We start from the raw sequence: 16010 nt of genomic DNA on the forward strand, positions 1-16010 counted from the left end.
GCCCGGCCGCAAACCGGGATCACCCCTGGGGCTGACCACGGCCGGGTGTTGGACCTCAACGAGTGGTCTGCGGTGACCGTGCTCCGAGCAGGTTCGTTGGGCTCTCGGGGCTGCTTGCCAGAGCGGTGGCCCCGCCACCGACATCCGTCGGGTCACACCGCACTACCGAGCTGAAGGGGTCCGCTCATGTCCGAGCCCTGGTCCGAGGCACCCACCGCACCACAGCAGACCACGCCCGCCCCGGCAGCAGCGCCGATGAACCTGCTGGAGCAGATGCAGCGGCTGCTCGCCGACCTGAACGCCGACCTGGCCGGACTGGACGCCGACCTGCAGTCCTCCGCCGACCGCGCCGAGGCACGCCGCCGACCGGAGGAGCACTCTGCCGAATCGGCCGCCCGGGGCTGACCACCGCGCGCCGCGACCGGCGGCCCCAGCGGTACGACCAAGGTCGGCATCCCCTGGCTCCCCGTCGGTCCGGCCCCGCTCGGCCCACCCGGCCCGATCAACCCGCTCGGCCGGCTCGCGGCCTGACCACCGGGTGCCCCGCCACCGGCCGCCGGATGACCTGCCGCCACCCCCGGCCCGGACTCCGAGGCCGCACCGGCCCCGGCCCCTGACCCGGTCCCCGTCCCACCCGGCGCCGCCACTCCCCCCGGACCGCTCCCGTCGGAGAGCCCGACCGGATCCGCCGTAGGAACCGCGGCCGCCGCACCCGGGACCGCGGCCAGGTCCGCCAGGACGTCACCGCCCTCCCGACGCACCACCCGGAGCAGCTCCGCCACCGTGTCCTTGCACTCGGCCCCGGCGTCCACTCCGTCGATGCAGCGCCAGTAGAGGCCTTCCTCGTCCGCCCCGCAGGCCAGCACCACCAGGGCCTCGGCCATCTCGTGCAGCAGCAGCGCGAGCTCCGTGAGCACCGGCCCGGGGGCGCCCAACTCGTCCAGCCGGGACGCCCGTCCGTTCCCACCCCAGTCGGCGCGGTGCCACTCCGGATCCCCACCGGGACGGACCTCCTCGGCCGGCCCCGGCTGCTCCAGGCAGCCCACCGCGTGTGCTCCGGCGTCACAGAGCAACTGCCCCAGCGGGGCCAAGTCGCTCTCCACCTGCCCGGCGATCCGGGCCCCGACGGCCTCGGTGATCAGGGCCGCCTGCCAGGCCTCCGCGAGCACGTCCGGCACGCTCCTGGCCTCCGCCAAGGCGTGTCGGGTCGTCTTGATCAATCGCAGCGCGTCCATCCGGGCCGCTCCCCTCGCTCACGTGGGACCCGCACCCTCGGGACCGACGGTGCGTCACGCGGCAAGACTGCGGCGGGCGGTGGGGCGGCGGCCACGGACCGCGCTCACCTGTGGACAACCACCGCCTGTGGATGACGAAGGTCACCCACACGAGGGACAGCGCGCCCGGCAGACCGCCCTCAGGCAGCCCTGACGGCTCCTCAGGTCTGCCCCCTGGGTCGTCCCGGGGCCGCCCTCAGACCGGGAAGCGCACCTCGTTGCGCTCGATCTTCGCCGCGAGCGCATCCGCCGGGTCGACCCCGACCGAGGTGCAGAACTGCAGCAGGTAGGCGAGCACATCGGCCACCTCGTCCCGGACCCGGTGCGCCCGCTCCGGATCGGCCATCACCGTCGCGGCCTGCTCGGGCGTCAGCCACTGGAAGATCTCCAGCAGTTCGCCCGCCTCCACCGTGAGGGCGGCGGCCAGGTTCTTCGGGGTGTGGAAGGGCTCCCACCCCCGGGCCGCCGCGAAGTCGGTGAGCCGCTGCTGGAGTTCGTCCAGGGTCTTGTCGCTCGTCATGCCGACATGTCTACCCCATCGGGACCGCTCCGGGCCGTCTGGGCGGGCACGCGGGCGGTCTCCGACCGGAGCACGCTGTGCCCGCTGGCCGAATCACGTCGGCACTCGACCAAGGTCACCGCCTCCCCCGTCTCCCGGGCCGGGCCCGGATCCTGCACCGCCGCGAGCAGCCGGACGTCCTCCTTCGCACACACCTCCTTGGCGAGCCGCAGCAGGGCGGCCACCTGCTCGGGTGCCAGTCCGGCCGACAGGTCCTCGGCCAGCACGGTGAGCTGACGGTGCGCCGCCGGGACCTCGGCGGCCGGGTCCACGTCCAGCACTCCGGCCCCAGTGAGCAGCACGGCGGAGAAGGCCAGCAGCCGCAGCATGCCGTCCGACGCCTGGTCCGCGGTGGTCCGGCCGAGCACCCCCTCGTCGAAGACCGCCATCAGCTCCTCCCGCGAGTCCGGACCGCGACGGCTGACGTCCAGGCCGAGCAGCGGGTGCGGGGCGGCCTGCTGGACGGCCTTCAGCAGGCGCCCGTAGCGCCGGCTGCACTCCTGCCGGATCCGGGCCAGGACGGCGGACACGTTGGCGGCGGTACCGAGCAGCCGGGCCTCCGGCCGGTACTCCGTCCAGTCCCGCATCAGCGCGGGCACCGGGTGCAGCGGGAAGACCTCGCGGAGTGCGGTGAGCAGTTGCTCGGCGGCGGCCAGCACCTTGCGCTCGCCGTTCGAGGAGCCGGCCACCCGGAGCGGGATCTGAGCGGTGATCAGACTCTCGCTGGGGAACGGCGCCCGGATGTCACCCTGCCTGGTGTCGTTGTGCCAGGTCACGTTCACCTTGCCGTGCGCCACGTCCTGCTCGCCGGTCTCCACCAGCGTCTGCCCGGCGCAGGTCAGCCACTCACGGGCGACCCGGACCGGCCCGTCGGTGCGGACCACCAGCTCCAGCCGGATCGGGCCCTCCGGGGACCGGACGGTGCAGCCCAGGATGATCGCGTTCCGGCCGTGCGGGACGCAGCCGAGCAGCCCGCCCCTGATCGGGAGGGCGAGCGGCCCGGAGACGCCGCCCAGGCCGTCCAGCGAGGGCCCGATCGGCTCGCCGAGCGCGAGCCGGGAGAGGGTGGCCAGCGCGTCCAACGCGTTCGACTTGCCGACCCCGGACGGCCCGTGCAGCACCGTCAGCGGGCCGAGCGGGAGCGTGGTGCGGCGGTACGACTTGAACGAGGTGAGGCGCAGCTCCTCCACCGTCGGGCGGAGCACCGGGCGGACTGCGGCTGTCTGGAGAACTTCGCTGGTCACGCGGGGGACGTTAGCCGTCGGCCGGAGCGAGGAAACGTGCCTGCGCAGGAGGTTCATCCCAACGGGTCGCCTGCGCGGCAAGGCAGTTGGGGCGTGCTATGCGCGGCCCAGGCGAACGCCGGTCGGCCGGCGAACGGCGAACGCCGGCCGGCGAACGGTGGGCGTCAGCGGTAGGTGGTGAGCAGGACCGATCCGGTGACCTCGACCGGGTCCGGCAGGCCGGCCAGGGTCGCGGCGAGGCGCTCCCGGTCGGTGTGCCAGGCGTTCGGCCCCATCGCGACCACCGCCTCGGCCTCGGCGCGGCCTAGCCGGAGGGTGAACTCGATCTCGGTGCGGTCGGTGCGGGTGAGCCAGGGGCTGAGCTTCTCGTCGGTGCGGCGCTCCTTCTCCTCGTCCACCGAGAGCAGGCCCAACGCGGCCACCAGCTCGCGGAGGTGACGGGAGGTCGGGGTGACCAGCAGCAGCCGACCGCCCGGCCGGAGCACCCGGCGGATCTCCGGGCCGTTGCGCGGCGCGAAGACGTTGAGCAGCAGCTCGGCGGAGTCGTCCCGTAGGGGGAGGGGCCGCCAGGCATCGCAGACCAGCGCGCCGATGCGGGGGTGCGCCTTGGCCGCGCGCCGCAGCGCGTACTTCGAGATGTCGAGCGCGGCGCCCACTCCCCCGGAGCGGTCCAGCACCCGCGCGAGGTAGTGCCCGGTCCCCGCGCCGAGGTCGGCCACCAGGCCCTCGACCGGGCCGGCGGCCTCGGCCAGAGCGTCCGAGACCGGCCGGTAGTGCCCGGCCGCCAGGAACTCGCTCCGGGCGGCGACCATCTCGGCGGTGTCACCCGTACCGGTGTGCGCGTCGCCGGCCAGCAGGCTGACGTAGCCCTGCTTGGCCTGGTCGAAGCTGTGGCCGGCCGCACAGCGCAGCGTCCGGCCGTCGAGGGCGAGCGGCCGGGCGCAGTGCGGGCAGGCCAGGTACTGCTCGATGTCCTGCAGCAACGTCGGTGGTCCTCGCCGGTCCGGGGGTGGACCACCAGCTTACTGAGCCGTTCCGGGAGCCCGGTGCGAAGGTCCGGTGCGAAGGTCCGGCGTGCAGGGACGTGGTGCAGGGACGTGGTGCGCGCCCGCCGGCAGGCGGCCCAGGCAGCTCAGTCGGCTTCGCCCTCGTCGCCGTCGTCCTCCCCGCTGACCTCCTCGTCCTCGGGGTCCTCGACGATCCAGGCGGCCAGCCGCTCGGCCACACCGCTGACGCCGATCTTGCCCTCCCGGATCGCCCTGGCCAGGCTGCGGACCTCGCGCGCGGTGGTGGCGACGTTGCAGCCGCTGGCGACCAGGTAGGAGTAGGCCACGGCGGTGGCGAACAGTTCGTTGGTCCGCTCCAGCGCGGGGACGCGGATCAACTGGTGCATCAGGGCCGCCGCGCGGTCCTGCGGTTCGGGGTAGACGGCGATGTCGAAGATCTGGGCCTGGTGGCGGGCGACGGCGGCGAGCAGGGAGCCGTAGTCCGTCACCTGGGGGTCACCAGGGGTGTACTGCTCGGCGGTCATGAGCAGCCAGGACAGGTCCACCTCCAGTTTCAACGGCGCACGTCCTGGAGCTCGGAGCCGGCGAACTCGGCCAGGAAGGCGCTCTCGTACTCCTTCATGAACTGGGCGGCGGTGTCGACGAAGAGGCGTCCGGCCTCGCCCATGTCCTGGCGTACCAGTCGTTCGATGTACTGGTTCATGCTGATCCCCTGCTGCTCGGCCCTCTCCCGGGCGATCTCGGCGGTCGTGGCATCCACCCTGACGTTCAGCTGCTTTTTGGTCATGCTTCACGCTAGCGCCGATGTGCTAGCACAACAAGGGCGCATTCCGGCCTCCTCGCTCCCTTACCCGCGCACGGGGCGCTTGGCACCCCGGCGGGGCGCACGATCGGCTCGGGGCGTCGGCTCAGGACGCGGGCTCAGGGCATCGGCAGGTGGTGGCCGCCGGGTCGGCAGTGCCACGCGGCCCGACCGTCCGTCAGATCCGCGTGCAGACCGGTCCGGTGATCCGGACAGACCGGCCAGACCACGCGGTGGCGGGAGGCCAGGTAGGTCTGCACGGCCTCCGCGACGGTCACCCGGGCATCCTCCAGCTCGGGTGAGCGGACGTGCTCGCCGAACAACCGGGCCGAGCCGATCGGGTCGTACTCGCTGGCCTGCTCGACCTCCAACCAGAGGTCCAGCGGCAGCCCGGTCTCACGTTCGACCACCGGGCGGAGACGGGCCAGCGCGGCTGCGGCGACGGCGGTGCGCCGAGCCAGCACGAGCTCCGCCAAGTAGGGCGGCGGGACCTCGCCGTGGCCGTCCCGGACGTCCCGCAGCCAGGCCAGCGCATCCGGCGACAGTCCGGCCGGATCCAGTTGCAGCTCCGACTCCTCGGCCAGCACCGCCAGCCAGGCCGTGAAGGGGTCGATCCCGTGTGTCGGCATGCGGGTAACGCTAACGGCCGCCGCAACCGGTTAAGGGGCGAGGCAGGGGGACGAGGCGCAGGACCGGACGGGTGGAGGGGGAGAGCCGGACGCCGGCGGGAGAGGCGCCGGGTCAGTGCGGATCGCCCTCGATCCGGCCGGCCAGGGCACGTGCGGTGGGCGGGAGTTGGCGCCACTGGCGGGCGAGGAGGACGAGGGCCAGGGCCAGGTAGACGTAGCTGAGGATCAGGCGGTCGTTCTCACCGGGGAGGACGAACTGCACCACGAACAGGGCGAAGAGCAGGCCCGCCTTCCACGGGAGGAAGCGCAGGTCCAGCAGGAGGGCCACCGCGAGCAGGGTCTGAGCCGCCGTCAGCAGCACCTCGTCCACCTGCCGCTCGACCAGCGGGAGGGCCCAGCTGCCGCCGCCCGCGGCGTAGGCGAGGGGGAGGCAGGCGATCAGCAGGGTCCACTGGTTGACCTTGCTGGAGAGGAGCGCGCCGAGGCCGTCGTCACCCCGCAGGCGCCAGGCGAAGACCACCGCGACGATCAGCTCGGGCGCCTCCGAGGCCAGCGGGGCGAGCCACTGCACCAGCAGGAAGCGGTCGATGCCCAGCGAGGCACCGGCGTCCACCAGGGAGGTGGCGAAGGGCTCCGCGCAGGCGAAGACGACCCCGGCCGCCACCGCGAACACCAGCACCGTGGTCGGACGACGCCGCCGGGCCGGAAGGGCGGCCAAGCGGGCCGGGACACCGATCAACTCCTCCTCGTCCGTCTCGCTGCACCTCCCGATCCGGAACAGGTAGCAGGCGTACCAGGCGATCAGCACGACCGCGACCACCCAGGAGATCTCCCTGGTCAGCGGCATCAGGAAGGCGAAGACGGCGGCCACGCCGAGGAAGGCCACGTCGATCCGCCGGTGCTCCCGCAGGCTGACGCCGGTGCTCGCGACGGCACCCCCGCCCTCGCCGTCGCCGCCCGCTCCGGCACTCGCACCCGCCCGCCGCGCGGCGAAGTACGCGGCGAGCGCCACCATCGGCCACCCCACACCCACCAACAGCCGGTTCGCGCCGGTCATGTTGGCAGCCGCGTAGGCGGCGTACTCCGGCTTGGAGCCCGCCGTGTAGGCGAACCAGAGATCGACCGCGTACTCGGGAAGGACCGCGATGAACGCCAGCAGCGCCAGGGCCAGCGGGCCCGCGATGTCCGCCCGGGCGGTCTCCGCCGCCCACATCAGCAACAGCGCGGCGGACAGCACGCCCAGGCCGAACAGCAGCATCGCCGGCACGGGCGCCGGATGCACCCCGGCCAGCCGGAGGACCACGGCGGGGGTGGCTCCGAGGCAGGCCGCCCCGAGGCGCAGCGCGGTCGTGCGCACCGAGGGCGGCGGTGCGGACGGCGGCTCCCCCGTGCGGGGTGCCGCCGCTCCGCCCCGCGCGGCCGGAACCGACCCGGCCGACGGGTCGTCAGCCACCGTTCCACCCGACCGCGGCACCGTCCCGGCCACCGGTCACCCCGCCGTCCCGGGAGCGGTCCCCCGGGTCGTGCAGAGCGTCACTCCGTACGTCCGCGATCCCGGCCGGCACCTCGGCCGGCCCGGCCAGCCGCATCGCCGACCCGGCCAGCCCGTCGGCGGCCGTCCCGCAGCGCGCGGCCAGCTCGGCCACCTGCTCCCGGAACGCCTCCGCCTGCGGGCCCTCCCAGCCCAGTGCGGCAAGGGACTTCAGCAGCCGCTCCTCGTGCTCCCGCAGGACGGTCGCGTGCAGGCGCAGTCCGGCCGCCGGGCCGGCCGGCTGCGGACGGCGTGCGGAGGGGAAGTCGGTCACGATCGGCTCCAGGGGGCGAAGGCGTTGGTCACGCCGTCCAGGGCAGGGGTGAGTTCGGGGTGGTGACGGAGCAGGACCGTCACCATGGTGTTGCGGTCGACCCAGCGCAGGCCCTCGGGGCTGTAGACCTCGGGGCGGTAGTCGGTGGTGAAGAAGCGGTCGCTCTTCAGCCTGCGGCTGGCCATCAGCACGAAGACCCGGAACAGCGAGTCGCTGAAGCCGAAGCCGGCCGGACGCGGTTCGGCCAGGTTCCCGACCAGGGTGTCCACCAGGTCCAGCCGACCCCCGTAGACCTCCTCCAGCAGTCTGCTGTCGGCCTGGTGGCCACCCGTCAGCTCCTCGAACGAGGTGACGGGGCGCTTGCGCAGCATCTGCCGGTAGGCGTTGTAGCGCGGGATGCCGCGCTCCCGGTCGCGCAGCACGTCGACGGTGCCGAGGTCCAGGTGCTCCCCGGTCAGCCGGGCCAGGTCGCGCAGCCCGTCGGGGTGGTTGTGGAGCACCAGGGCGCCGGGGTGCGCGGTGCCGAAGGAGTAGAAGAGATCGCTCATCCCGTACTGGTCCACCGAGCTGCGGGTGGTGGCGCCCTGCATCTCGTCCAGGCCGATGCCGCACCGGACGCTGCCGTCACGGTGGTCCCGGACGGTCAGCTCGTCCGGGATCAGCGGGTGCAGCCGGTAGGCCGAGACGAACTCCTCGGTCATCGAGAACGGCGCGGCGTGGTGCTCGGTGCGCGAGCCGAGGATGCCGCTGAGCATCTCCCCGCGGCCGATCCGGCCGTACCGCCTGGTCACCCAACGGGGCAGCGTCCCGTACCAGTTGGCGTTCATCGCCCGGCGCAGCACCGGGGTGTCGAGGATGCCCGGGGTCCACTCCACCGTGTGGATCTTCGCCATCAGCGCGGTGTTGACCAGCCGGGCGGTGTGGAAGAGCCGTTCGTCGTCCCAGGCCGGGTAGCACGAGCGCAGGTGCTCGCAGATCGCGTTGTGCTCCTTGGCGAACAGGGTGTGGAGGAGCGACAGCCCCGTCCAGTAGTCGCCGTTCATCCCGGTCGCGTCCAGGCAGCCCATGCCCGGCCGGGGGTCGGCCGGCAGCCGTCCGCCGAACAGCGCCATCCGGCCGTGCTCCCCGGTGCGCAGCGACCGGCAGGTGGCCTCGTCGGAGCCGTACACCTGCGAGCCGTCCCACCAGTGGGTGAGGGTGTTCTCGTAGGTGGGCGGGGCCCCGGGGGTGGTGTGCGCGAGGGTGTCCGGGCGGGTGCGCTTCACCCGCATCGGGCACCGGCCCCAGTCGTCGTCCGCCGCCAGCGGGACGGTGAACGGCTCGGCCTCGCTGTTGTCCCCGTGGTTCGCCCAGCCGTGGTTCTCGAACTGGATCCAGGCCGCCGCCAGCAGGTTGAGGCTGCGGGCCGGGACGAAGGACCGCCGGGCCAGCAGCTGCCGGCTGACCTCGCGCGGGCTGGGGGTCATCAACTCCCGCTCGGTGCCGGGGTGGCAGAGCTCCAGCGGAGCGTTGCGGTCCAGCCGAGTGCCGGCCCGCCCCATGTCCTCGTCGTACGGGTCGTAGCCGGAGCCGTCGTAGGAGCGGTACGGCAGCAGCGTCGCGCTGGGACGGCGCGGCCGCTCACCGCCCGCGCCGTAGGTGTCGTGCAGGTTGTGGCGGCGCAGCTCGTCGCGGATCACCTTGAGGTTCAGCAGGCCGATCGTGGACGGGAGTTCGTGCCACTCCCGGGTGCGGTTGACCTTGGCGAAGACGGCCGAGCCGAGCCGCTCCACCAGCCCGGGCGGCCCGTACCCGCCGACCCCGCCCGGAGCGGCGGGCCGGAGGCGGCCACCGGGGTCACCGGAGTCACCGGCTGCGGCGGTCGCGGTCGCGGCGGTCCCGGTCGCGGCGGAGGCTGCGGAGGCGGAGGCGGTCGCGGCCGGGCGGGCGGCGGGGACCGCGAGGGTGGGGCCGGCGGTGGCGGGCTCCCGGCCGGGTGTGCTGGTGTCGGTCATCACGGTCCCTCAGCGGTCGTAGAGCGAGAAGAGGCGGTTGCCGGTCACCCGGCCCCGGTACGCGGCCAGTGCGGCGTCCACCTGCGCGGCGGCTTCGGTGGCCTCGAATTCGAGGTTGTGCGCGTAGCGCTCGGCTGCGTGGCAGAGCGGGAAGGCACGGGTGTCGTCCACCCAGGTGTACTCGGTGAACCCGGCCGGCAGCGTGTACGGCGAGATGGCCGAACGCCCCTCCAGGCTGGGCACGATGTCGTGCTCGTTCACCAGCGAGAAGACCTTGGTCTGCGGGTCGGCCGGACGCTTGGCGTCGATCGGGGAGCCGACCGCCACCACGTGGGTGATGCGGTAGAGGGCGTTGAGATCGCGATTGCCGGCCAGGTTCATCGCGGTGATGCCGCCCTGGCTGTGGCCGACCAGGGCGAGTTCGGCGCCGGAGGGGATGAACGAGCGCAGCGCCTTGGCCACCGCCCGGGAGTACGGCGAATCCGGCCGACCGACGGCGTTGAAGGCGCCCACCATGTCCTGGGGACTCTTGGCGTTGAAACTCCTTGCCATGCCGGCGAGTTGGACCACGTGGCGCAGCACTCCGTCGGGCCCGATCACCTGCTGCACCAGCAGGGTGCCGTCGGTGCTGATCAGGTCGATGTTGCGCACGTAGCCGGTGATGGTGCCGCTGGTGTCCAGTCCGGCGGCCCACGCCGGGTCGGGCACCAGCGGCTCGGCCCGACCGGGCCCCCGGTCGAAGAACTCCCAGAAGCCCGCCCCGAGGCCGAGCAGTGGTTCGGCGGTCATCGCCTTCCCGGTGGCCACCTGCCAGCCGGCCGTGTCGTTGAACGGGTTCTCGTCCGTCAGCGCGTTCCAGGCCAGGATGTCCGCGAAGGAGGGGGCGAGCATCGCGAAGGCGTGCTCGGCACCGTCGTTCTGCAGCAGGGACTTGAAGATCCGCACGGCGTCGCGCTGCCGGTCCTGCTCGATCGCGGCCAGGATGCGGCTGGTGGAGGGGTTCTCCAGCAGTTCCGGGTGGGTGACGGCAGCAGCACGGATGCGCGCCTTCAGCCCGGCCACCGCCAGGCTGACGGCCAGGCTCTCCCTGCTGGTGAACACCCCCACGAGCCAGCCCGCCCGCGCCGCCGCCCCCCGCCCGCGCGGCGCCCACCCCAGGCCGGCCGGGTCGGTCAGGGTGCGCAGCAGGCCGCGCCAAGCACCCCGGCGCGCCGTCCTGGGCGCCTGGGCTCCGAGCGCCAGCCCGGACAGGTAGGCGGCGGCCTCGCCCACCGCCTCGGCGGCTTCGGCGAGTTCACGGCAGAGATGGTTGAGGGTGGCGACGTCCGGTTCGGTGGACACGGCCTGTGACACGGCCTGGGGCATGGGGATGGGTCCTCCCGGCAGGGGACTGACGGTGGGTCAGCACGTGATCAGGGACAGAGTGGCCCGGCACTCCGGGCTGCGCCGACGCCGACGCCGACGCCTCGGGCGGCTCCGGCTCCGGCTCCGGCTCCGGCGAAGCGTCATCGACGGAACGTCGTGGACGGGGCGTCGCGGACGAGGCCCCCGGCCCGGGGACGGGCGAGGTGCGCCCGTCGTCTCCGGGCCGATGCGGGCAGGCCGAGCGGGCGGCCGGTGCAGGCGGGGCGCCTCCCGCCGCACCGCTCCGACCGTCAGCGCGGCACGATGCCGAGCCGGAGAGCCGGCAGGTCGACCGAACCGGGCAACGGTCGGTGCACGTCCAGGACCGGCCGCCCGCCGGTCACCCGGTGTCCGCGGAGGATCTCCGCGACCAGGGCGGTCAGCACCATCAGCCCCAGGTCCTCGCCGGGGCAGCCGCCACCGCCGTGGCTGAACGGGGCCATCACCCGGTCGTGTCGGGCCTCGGGTGCCAGCCAGCGCGCCGGCACGAACAGGTGGCCACCCGGCACCTGGTCCGGGTCGCGCTGGTGGAAGGCCGCAGGCAGCAGCACCGTCGTCCCGGCCGGGTGGGTGACACCCCGCCAGACGGTCTCGGCCCGGGTCTCCCGCACCAGGTCCGGCACCGGCGGGAAGAGCCTCAGCGCCTCCTGGACGCAGGCCCGTACCCGGGGCAGCCCACCCTCGTGACCGGCTCCGCCCCGGCCGGCCGTACCAGCACCTGCCGCGCCGTCACCCGCCGCATCGCCATCCCCGCCGCCGGTCGCGTCCGGCGCTCCACCGAGCAGTCCGCCCGTGGACGGTCCGGCCTCCGCGACCTCCGCCCACGCCGCATGCTGCTCCGCCGGATGGGCGGCCAGCAGCAACAGGACGTGGCAGAGGATCGGCCCCACCAGGTCGAGCGCCAGCAGCCAGTGGTGGGCCTGGCCGATCGGATCGATCGTCCCGGTCGGGTCGGGGCACTGCCGGGCCCGGCCGACCAGGGTGTGCCCGGCAGCCGAGGCGGCGTACTCCGCCAACCTGGCGTCCACCTGGGCGTACTGGGCGGCCACGCCCCGGGCCCGCCCCTTGCGCAACCCCATCCAGTTGGCCTCCCGACGCAGCGCGAACAGCCCGTCGGCGAGCTGCTGGTCGTCGGCGGCGGCGTCCCCGAGCACGATCCGCCGCCCGAGCCGGCTCGCCGTCCGCTGCAGCGTGGCCCGGTCCAGGACACGCCCGGCCGTCAGGCTCCGGACCTCCTCCCTCACCGCTGCCAGGAACGGAGCACAGGACGGGTGCACCGGCTGACCGGCCGTCAGCACCCGGTCGTTGATCTCGCGCCGCTGCTCGCGCAGGTCACCGCGCGAGCAGATGACACCCGTGGGCTCGAAGACCGACAGGCTCCGGTGCTTGTCCGGTGCGTCCATCGCCAGGGTCCGTACCGGCTCGGCGTAGAACTGCTCCACCTCGGCCCGGTCGAGCAGGACGAGGACCGGTCCGGAGAGCCCCCGCACCAGCACCGGCGCCCCACCGTACCGGCGCTTCATCGCCCGCAACGTGGCGGTGGACCAAGCCGGTTGGCGCAGGGCGGCGTAGGTCTTCACCACCCCGGGCCGGGCGGAGGCCACGCCGCGGACGAAGGCCGGCAGGGTGTGGGTCGAGACGAACCGCAGGGTCTCCACCCGCCCGGCCCGCACCAAGCCCCCGCCCGCAGGCCCGAACGCCGTCCCGCGCCCCTCCGCCGGCCCGGCCCCCGAACCGGACCCGGAGCCCGCCGCGGCCCTCATCCCCGCACCCGCACCCGCACCGGACCGTGCCCCGGGGACGGACGCCCTCGGCTCGGCAACGGGCACGGCGACGTGCTCCGACCGCCCCGAACCCTCCGGCGCGTACTCCCGCTCGTGCTCCGACTTCGGCTGGGACTTCGGCTTCGGCTGGGACTTCGACGTCGGCTTCGACTGCTTGGACGGTGTCACGCGATCACGACCTTCCCCGGGTTGAGCAGGTTCTTCGGGTCGAACAGCCGCTTGAGCCCGCGCTGCAACTCCAGGGCCACAGGGTCGAGTTCCCGGGCCAGCCAGTCCCGCTTGAGAGTGCCGATGCCGTGCTCGCCGGTGCTGGTGCCGCCCAGCGCCAGGGCGGCGGCCATGATGTCGTCGTACGCGATCCGGGCTCGCCGGGTGGCGTCCGGGTCGGTCCGGTCGAAGAGCACCGTCGGGTGCAGGTTGCCGTCACCCGCGTGGCCGAGGGTGGCGATGGTGAGGTCGTGGTGGCGGGCGATGCCCTCGATCAGGCCGATCAGTTCGGCGAGCCGGGAGCGCGGCACCGCCACGTCCTCGATGAAGGCGGTCGGCTCGCCCCGCAGCCGGGCGACCATGGCCTGCAGGCCGGCGGTGACCATCCGCCGGGCCTCGATCACCCGGCGGCTCTGCTCCGCGTCAGCCGCCACGGTCAGCTCCACCGCCCCTGCGGCCCGGCAGAGTTCGGCGATCGCGGCCAGGTCGGCGGCCGGGTCGGCCGCGTCGCTCTCCACGATCAGGGTGGCCGCCCGGTCCCCGTTGAGCATCGGGTGCCCCAGGCCGGCGACCGCCCGGGTGGTGGTCCGGTCGAGCAGCTCCAGCGCCGAGGGCAGGTGCCCCCCGGCAGTGATCGCGGCCACCGCCGCGCCCGCCGCCGACAGGCTCTCGAACTGGGCCAGCATGGCCAGGGCCGGCGGCCGGACGGGCCGCAGTGCCAGGGTCGCGCCGACCACCACCGCGAGCGTGCCCTCCGATCCCACCAGCAGCCTGGTCAGGTCGTACCCGGCGACGCCCTTCACGGTGTCCCGGCCGGTCCGCATCCGTCGCCCGTCCGGCAGCACCAGGTCCAGGCCGAGCACGTAGTCGGCGGTGACTCCGTACTTCACGCAGCAGATGCCACCCGCACCGGTGGCGATGTTGCCCCCGATGGTGCAGACCGCCCAGGAGGCCGGATCGGGCGGGTAGGTCAGTCCGAACGGCGCCACCGCACGGTCCAACTCCTGGGTCACCACTCCCGGTTCGCAGCGCACCAGCCGGTTGGCGGGGTCGATCTCCAGGATCCGGTTCATCCGGGTGGTGGAGAGCACGATGCAGCCGTCCTCGGCGTTGGCCGCCCCGGCCAGCCCCGTCCGGGCACCCTGCGGGACCACCGGGACGTCCAACTCGTAGGCGGTGCGCAGCACGTGCTGCACCTGCTCCGCGGTCTCCGGGTGAACCACCACGGCGGGCAGGCCGTGCTCGGAGAACGGCGCCGCGTCGTGCGCGTGGGCGGCCAGCGTCCCGGGGTCGGTGGACAGCACCCCGGCCGGGAGGCCCTCGCCCAGCCGGCTGACCAACCGGGTGAGCAGCCGTGTGACCGGCGTGGATTCGGTGGTGACGGACATTCCGCTGCCTTCCGGACGTAGCGCTGGTAGCGCTAGAGGGTGGGGAGTTCGGTGGTGACCGGCACGTCGATCAGCACCGGTCCGTCCCGCCGTACGGTCGACTCCCGCACGAGCTTGGTGACTTCGGCCGCGTCGACGGCCCGGTGCGCCCGGACTCCGTAGCCGGTGGCGATCGCGGTGATGTCCAGGCCGGGGATGTCGAGGCCCGGCACGCCCGGGGTCCGCTCCACCTGGGCGAACCACTGGAGGATGGCGTACCGGGCGTTGCTGAGCACCACGAAGGTCACCGGCAGGTCGTAGCGGGCCGCGGTCCAGAGCGCCTGCACGGCGTAGTGCACCGACCCGTCCCCGAGCACCGCGACCACCGGCCGGTCGGGGGCCCCGAGTTGGGCCCCGACGGCGGCAGCCGCCCCGTACCCGAGGCCGCCCCCGGCGGAGAACAGGTAGGAGCCCGGTGTGCCGATCCGGGTCGCCCGGTGGAACTGCGGGACGTTGGAGGGCGATTCGTTCACCCAGAGCGTCCCGGGCGCAGCCCCCTCGGCCACCGCCCGCAGCGCAGCGAACGGGCTCAGCCGCCCATCCTCCCCGAGCTCCGCCCCGCTCGGCGCCTCCTCATCCACGGTGGCCGACGCCACGGCAGTCGGCGCCACGGCAGCCCCCGCCGCCAGCTGATCCGTCAACGCCCGTGCGGTGAGCGCCAGATCCGCCACCACCGCGTCGCCGACCGGCGCCTTCGCCGCCTCCTCCGCGTCCCGGGTCAGCAGCACCAGCCCGGCGCCCTCCGGCAGGTACTCCCCCGGCACGTAGGGGTAGTAGCGGAAGACCGGCGCCCCGATCACCACCACCAGGTCGTGGCCCTCCAGACAGCGGGTCAACGGGGCGATGGCGGGCGGGAGTTCGCCCCGGTACTGCGGATGGCTGCGCGGGAAGGACACCCGCCCGGCCACCGGCGCGGCCCAGACCGGCAGCCCGCTGCGCTCGGCCAGCGCCAGCACCGCGTCCCAGGTCTCCCGGCCGGCCGCGTCCACGTCGTCCCCGACCACCAAGACGGCGCTGCGCGCCCCGGCGATCCGTCCGGCCAGCGCACGGATCGTCCCGGCATCGGGCGCCCCCGCGTGCACCACCCGGCGCGCGGCGGCGGCCCGGGCCGCGCGCTCCTCCCCCGGCGTCAGTTCCGCGTCGAAATCGTCCATCGGCAGCGAGAGGAAGACCGGCCCGCACGGCGGGGTCTCGGCCAACTGCACCGCCCGGGCCAGCGCGGGGGCCACGTCGGCCGGCCTCGGCGGCTCGTACGCCCACTTGACGGCGGGCTGTGGCAGCAGGGTCGCCTGCGGGTTGCTGAGCAGCGCCTCCATGGTGAGCATCGCCCGCACCTGCTGCCCGGCGGTGACCACCATCGGCGTGCGGTTGGCCCGGGCGTTGAGGATCGCGCCCATCGCGTTGCCGGTGCCGGGCCCGGTGTGCAGGTTGACCAGCGCCGTCCGGCCGCTGGCCTGCGCGTAGCCGTCCGCCATCCCGACCACCACGGCCTCCTGGAGGCCGAGCACGTACCGGAAGTCGGCCGGGAAGTCCTGGAGCATCGGCAGCTCGGTCGAGCCCGGATTGCCGAAGACGGTGGTGATCCCGCGTGCGCGCAGCACGTCCAGGACGGCATGCCGGACGGTGGACGGGACGGTGGACATGGGTGACTCCCCCTCAAGTCGGAACTTGATCTGGATCCCATGCCTAGTGGGTCGCCCCCCGCTCCCCCACCTCCGGACGGGGAAGCTTCACCCGACCGGCGGACACCCTTCCACCCTCAGGAGCAAAAGGCCTACGAACGGGGCGCGCGGACGATCCGACCGGCGCGCACTCCCCACCCACGCGACCGAACAGACCGACCGAACGGCCCGAACAGCCCGACCGCGCTGACC

Annotated in this window: 14 protein-coding genes and 1 pseudogene; 1 reads left to right on the plus strand and 14 read right to left on the minus strand. The window is 74.0% G+C overall.

Annotated features, from left to right (window positions below):
• Positions 1-186: 186 nt before the first annotated feature.
• Positions 187-405, plus strand: coding sequence for a hypothetical protein (locus tag ACIRBX_RS14065; RefSeq protein ID WP_402296406.1), 219 nt, complete (start codon positions 187-189; stop codon positions 403-405).
• Between the two features lie 371 nt (positions 406-776).
• On the opposite strand, the pseudogene ACIRBX_RS14070 reads toward ACIRBX_RS14065, so the two are convergent.
• The 14 genes and pseudogenes from ACIRBX_RS14070 to mdlC all read right to left on the minus strand — a co-directional run.
• Positions 777-1235, minus strand: a pseudogene (locus tag ACIRBX_RS14070) (DUF6099 family protein); the annotation flags it as partial.
• A gap of 235 nt (positions 1236-1470) precedes the next feature.
• Positions 1471-1794 (minus strand): nucleotide pyrophosphohydrolase, encoded by a 324-nt coding sequence (locus ACIRBX_RS14075; RefSeq protein WP_402296408.1) that lies wholly within the window; start codon positions 1792-1794, stop codon positions 1471-1473.
• Complete coding sequence (locus ACIRBX_RS14080; protein ID WP_402296411.1) at positions 1791-3077, minus strand: AAA family ATPase; 1287 nt, start codon at positions 3075-3077, stop codon at positions 1791-1793. The genes ACIRBX_RS14075 and ACIRBX_RS14080 overlap by 4 nt, the downstream gene beginning before the upstream one ends.
• Positions 3078-3241: 164 nt before the next feature.
• Entirely contained in the window at positions 3242-4060 is an 819-nt protein-coding gene (locus tag ACIRBX_RS14085) for a putative RNA methyltransferase (RefSeq protein WP_402296413.1), read from the minus strand.
• Positions 4061-4209: 149 nt separating this feature from the next.
• On the minus strand, positions 4210-4641 hold the full coding sequence (locus ACIRBX_RS14090) for a fic family toxin-antitoxin system, toxin component (RefSeq protein WP_402296414.1): 432 nt from the start codon (positions 4639-4641) through the stop codon (positions 4210-4212).
• A complete protein-coding gene (locus tag ACIRBX_RS14095) occupies positions 4638-4871 on the minus strand; it encodes a toxin-antitoxin system HicB family antitoxin (RefSeq protein ID WP_345290886.1) in 234 nt (77 codons plus the stop codon). Before ACIRBX_RS14095 ends, ACIRBX_RS14090 begins: the two co-directional genes overlap by 4 nt.
• Positions 4872-5005: 134 nt before the next feature.
• The gene (locus ACIRBX_RS14100) at positions 5006-5515 is read right to left on the minus strand and encodes a hypothetical protein (protein WP_402296416.1); all 510 of its coding nucleotides are present in this window, start codon (positions 5513-5515) and stop codon (positions 5006-5008) included.
• A gap of 112 nt (positions 5516-5627) precedes the next feature.
• Complete coding sequence (locus ACIRBX_RS14105; RefSeq protein ID WP_402296418.1) at positions 5628-6872, minus strand: hypothetical protein; 1245 nt, start codon at positions 6870-6872, stop codon at positions 5628-5630.
• A gap of 88 nt (positions 6873-6960) precedes the next feature.
• Positions 6961-7320 (minus strand): hypothetical protein, encoded by a 360-nt coding sequence (locus ACIRBX_RS14110; protein WP_402296419.1) that lies wholly within the window; start codon positions 7318-7320, stop codon positions 6961-6963.
• Positions 7317-9314, minus strand: a complete 1998-nt coding sequence (locus ACIRBX_RS14115; protein ID WP_402296420.1) for a peroxidase family protein — start codon at positions 9312-9314, stop codon at positions 7317-7319. The genes ACIRBX_RS14110 and ACIRBX_RS14115 overlap by 4 nt, the downstream gene beginning before the upstream one ends.
• A gap of 9 nt (positions 9315-9323) precedes the next feature.
• The gene (locus ACIRBX_RS14120; protein WP_402296421.1) at positions 9324-10679 is read right to left on the minus strand and encodes a hypothetical protein; all 1356 of its coding nucleotides are present in this window, start codon (positions 10677-10679) and stop codon (positions 9324-9326) included.
• Positions 10680-10969: 290 nt separating this feature from the next.
• Positions 10970-12376, minus strand: coding sequence for a cytochrome P450 (locus ACIRBX_RS14125; protein WP_402296423.1), 1407 nt, complete (start codon positions 12374-12376; stop codon positions 10970-10972).
• Positions 12377-12666: 290 nt separating this feature from the next.
• Complete coding sequence (locus tag ACIRBX_RS14130) at positions 12667-14097, minus strand: FAD-binding oxidoreductase (RefSeq protein WP_402296426.1); 1431 nt, start codon at positions 14095-14097, stop codon at positions 12667-12669.
• A 32-nt stretch (positions 14098-14129) separates the two neighbouring features.
• Entirely contained in the window at positions 14130-15779 is a 1650-nt protein-coding gene (gene mdlC, locus ACIRBX_RS14135; protein ID WP_402296428.1) for a benzoylformate decarboxylase, read from the minus strand.
• Positions 15780-16010: the final 231 nt, after the last annotated feature.

This window comes from Kitasatospora sp. NPDC096147 (assembly GCF_044763225.1).
Taxonomy (GTDB): domain Bacteria; phylum Actinomycetota; class Actinomycetes; order Streptomycetales; family Streptomycetaceae; genus Kitasatospora.

Bases quoted from the DNA above. Each gene is read 5' to 3' on its own strand.
- ACIRBX_RS14065 (WP_402296406.1), top strand. From the start codon at position 187: ATGTCCGAGCCCTGGTCCGAGGCACCCACCGCACCACAGCAGACCACG.
- ACIRBX_RS14075 (WP_402296408.1), bottom strand. From the start codon at position 1,794: ATGACGAGCGACAAGACCCTGGACGAACTCCAGCAGCGGCTCACCGAC.
- ACIRBX_RS14095 (WP_345290886.1), bottom strand. From the start codon at position 4,871: ATGACCAAAAAGCAGCTGAACGTCAGGGTGGATGCCACGACCGCCGAG.
- ACIRBX_RS14100 (WP_402296416.1), bottom strand. From the start codon at position 5,515: ATGCCGACACACGGGATCGACCCCTTCACGGCCTGGCTGGCGGTGCTG.
- ACIRBX_RS14115 (WP_402296420.1), bottom strand. From the start codon at position 9,314: ATGACCGACACCAGCACACCCGGCCGGGAGCCCGCCACCGCCGGCCCC.
- ACIRBX_RS14120 (WP_402296421.1), bottom strand. From the start codon at position 10,679: ATGCCCCAGGCCGTGTCACAGGCCGTGTCCACCGAACCGGACGTCGCC.
- ACIRBX_RS14130 (WP_402296426.1), bottom strand. From the start codon at position 14,097: ATGTCCGTCACCACCGAATCCACGCCGGTCACACGGCTGCTCACCCGG.
- mdlC (WP_402296428.1), bottom strand. From the start codon at position 15,779: ATGTCCACCGTCCCGTCCACCGTCCGGCATGCCGTCCTGGACGTGCTG.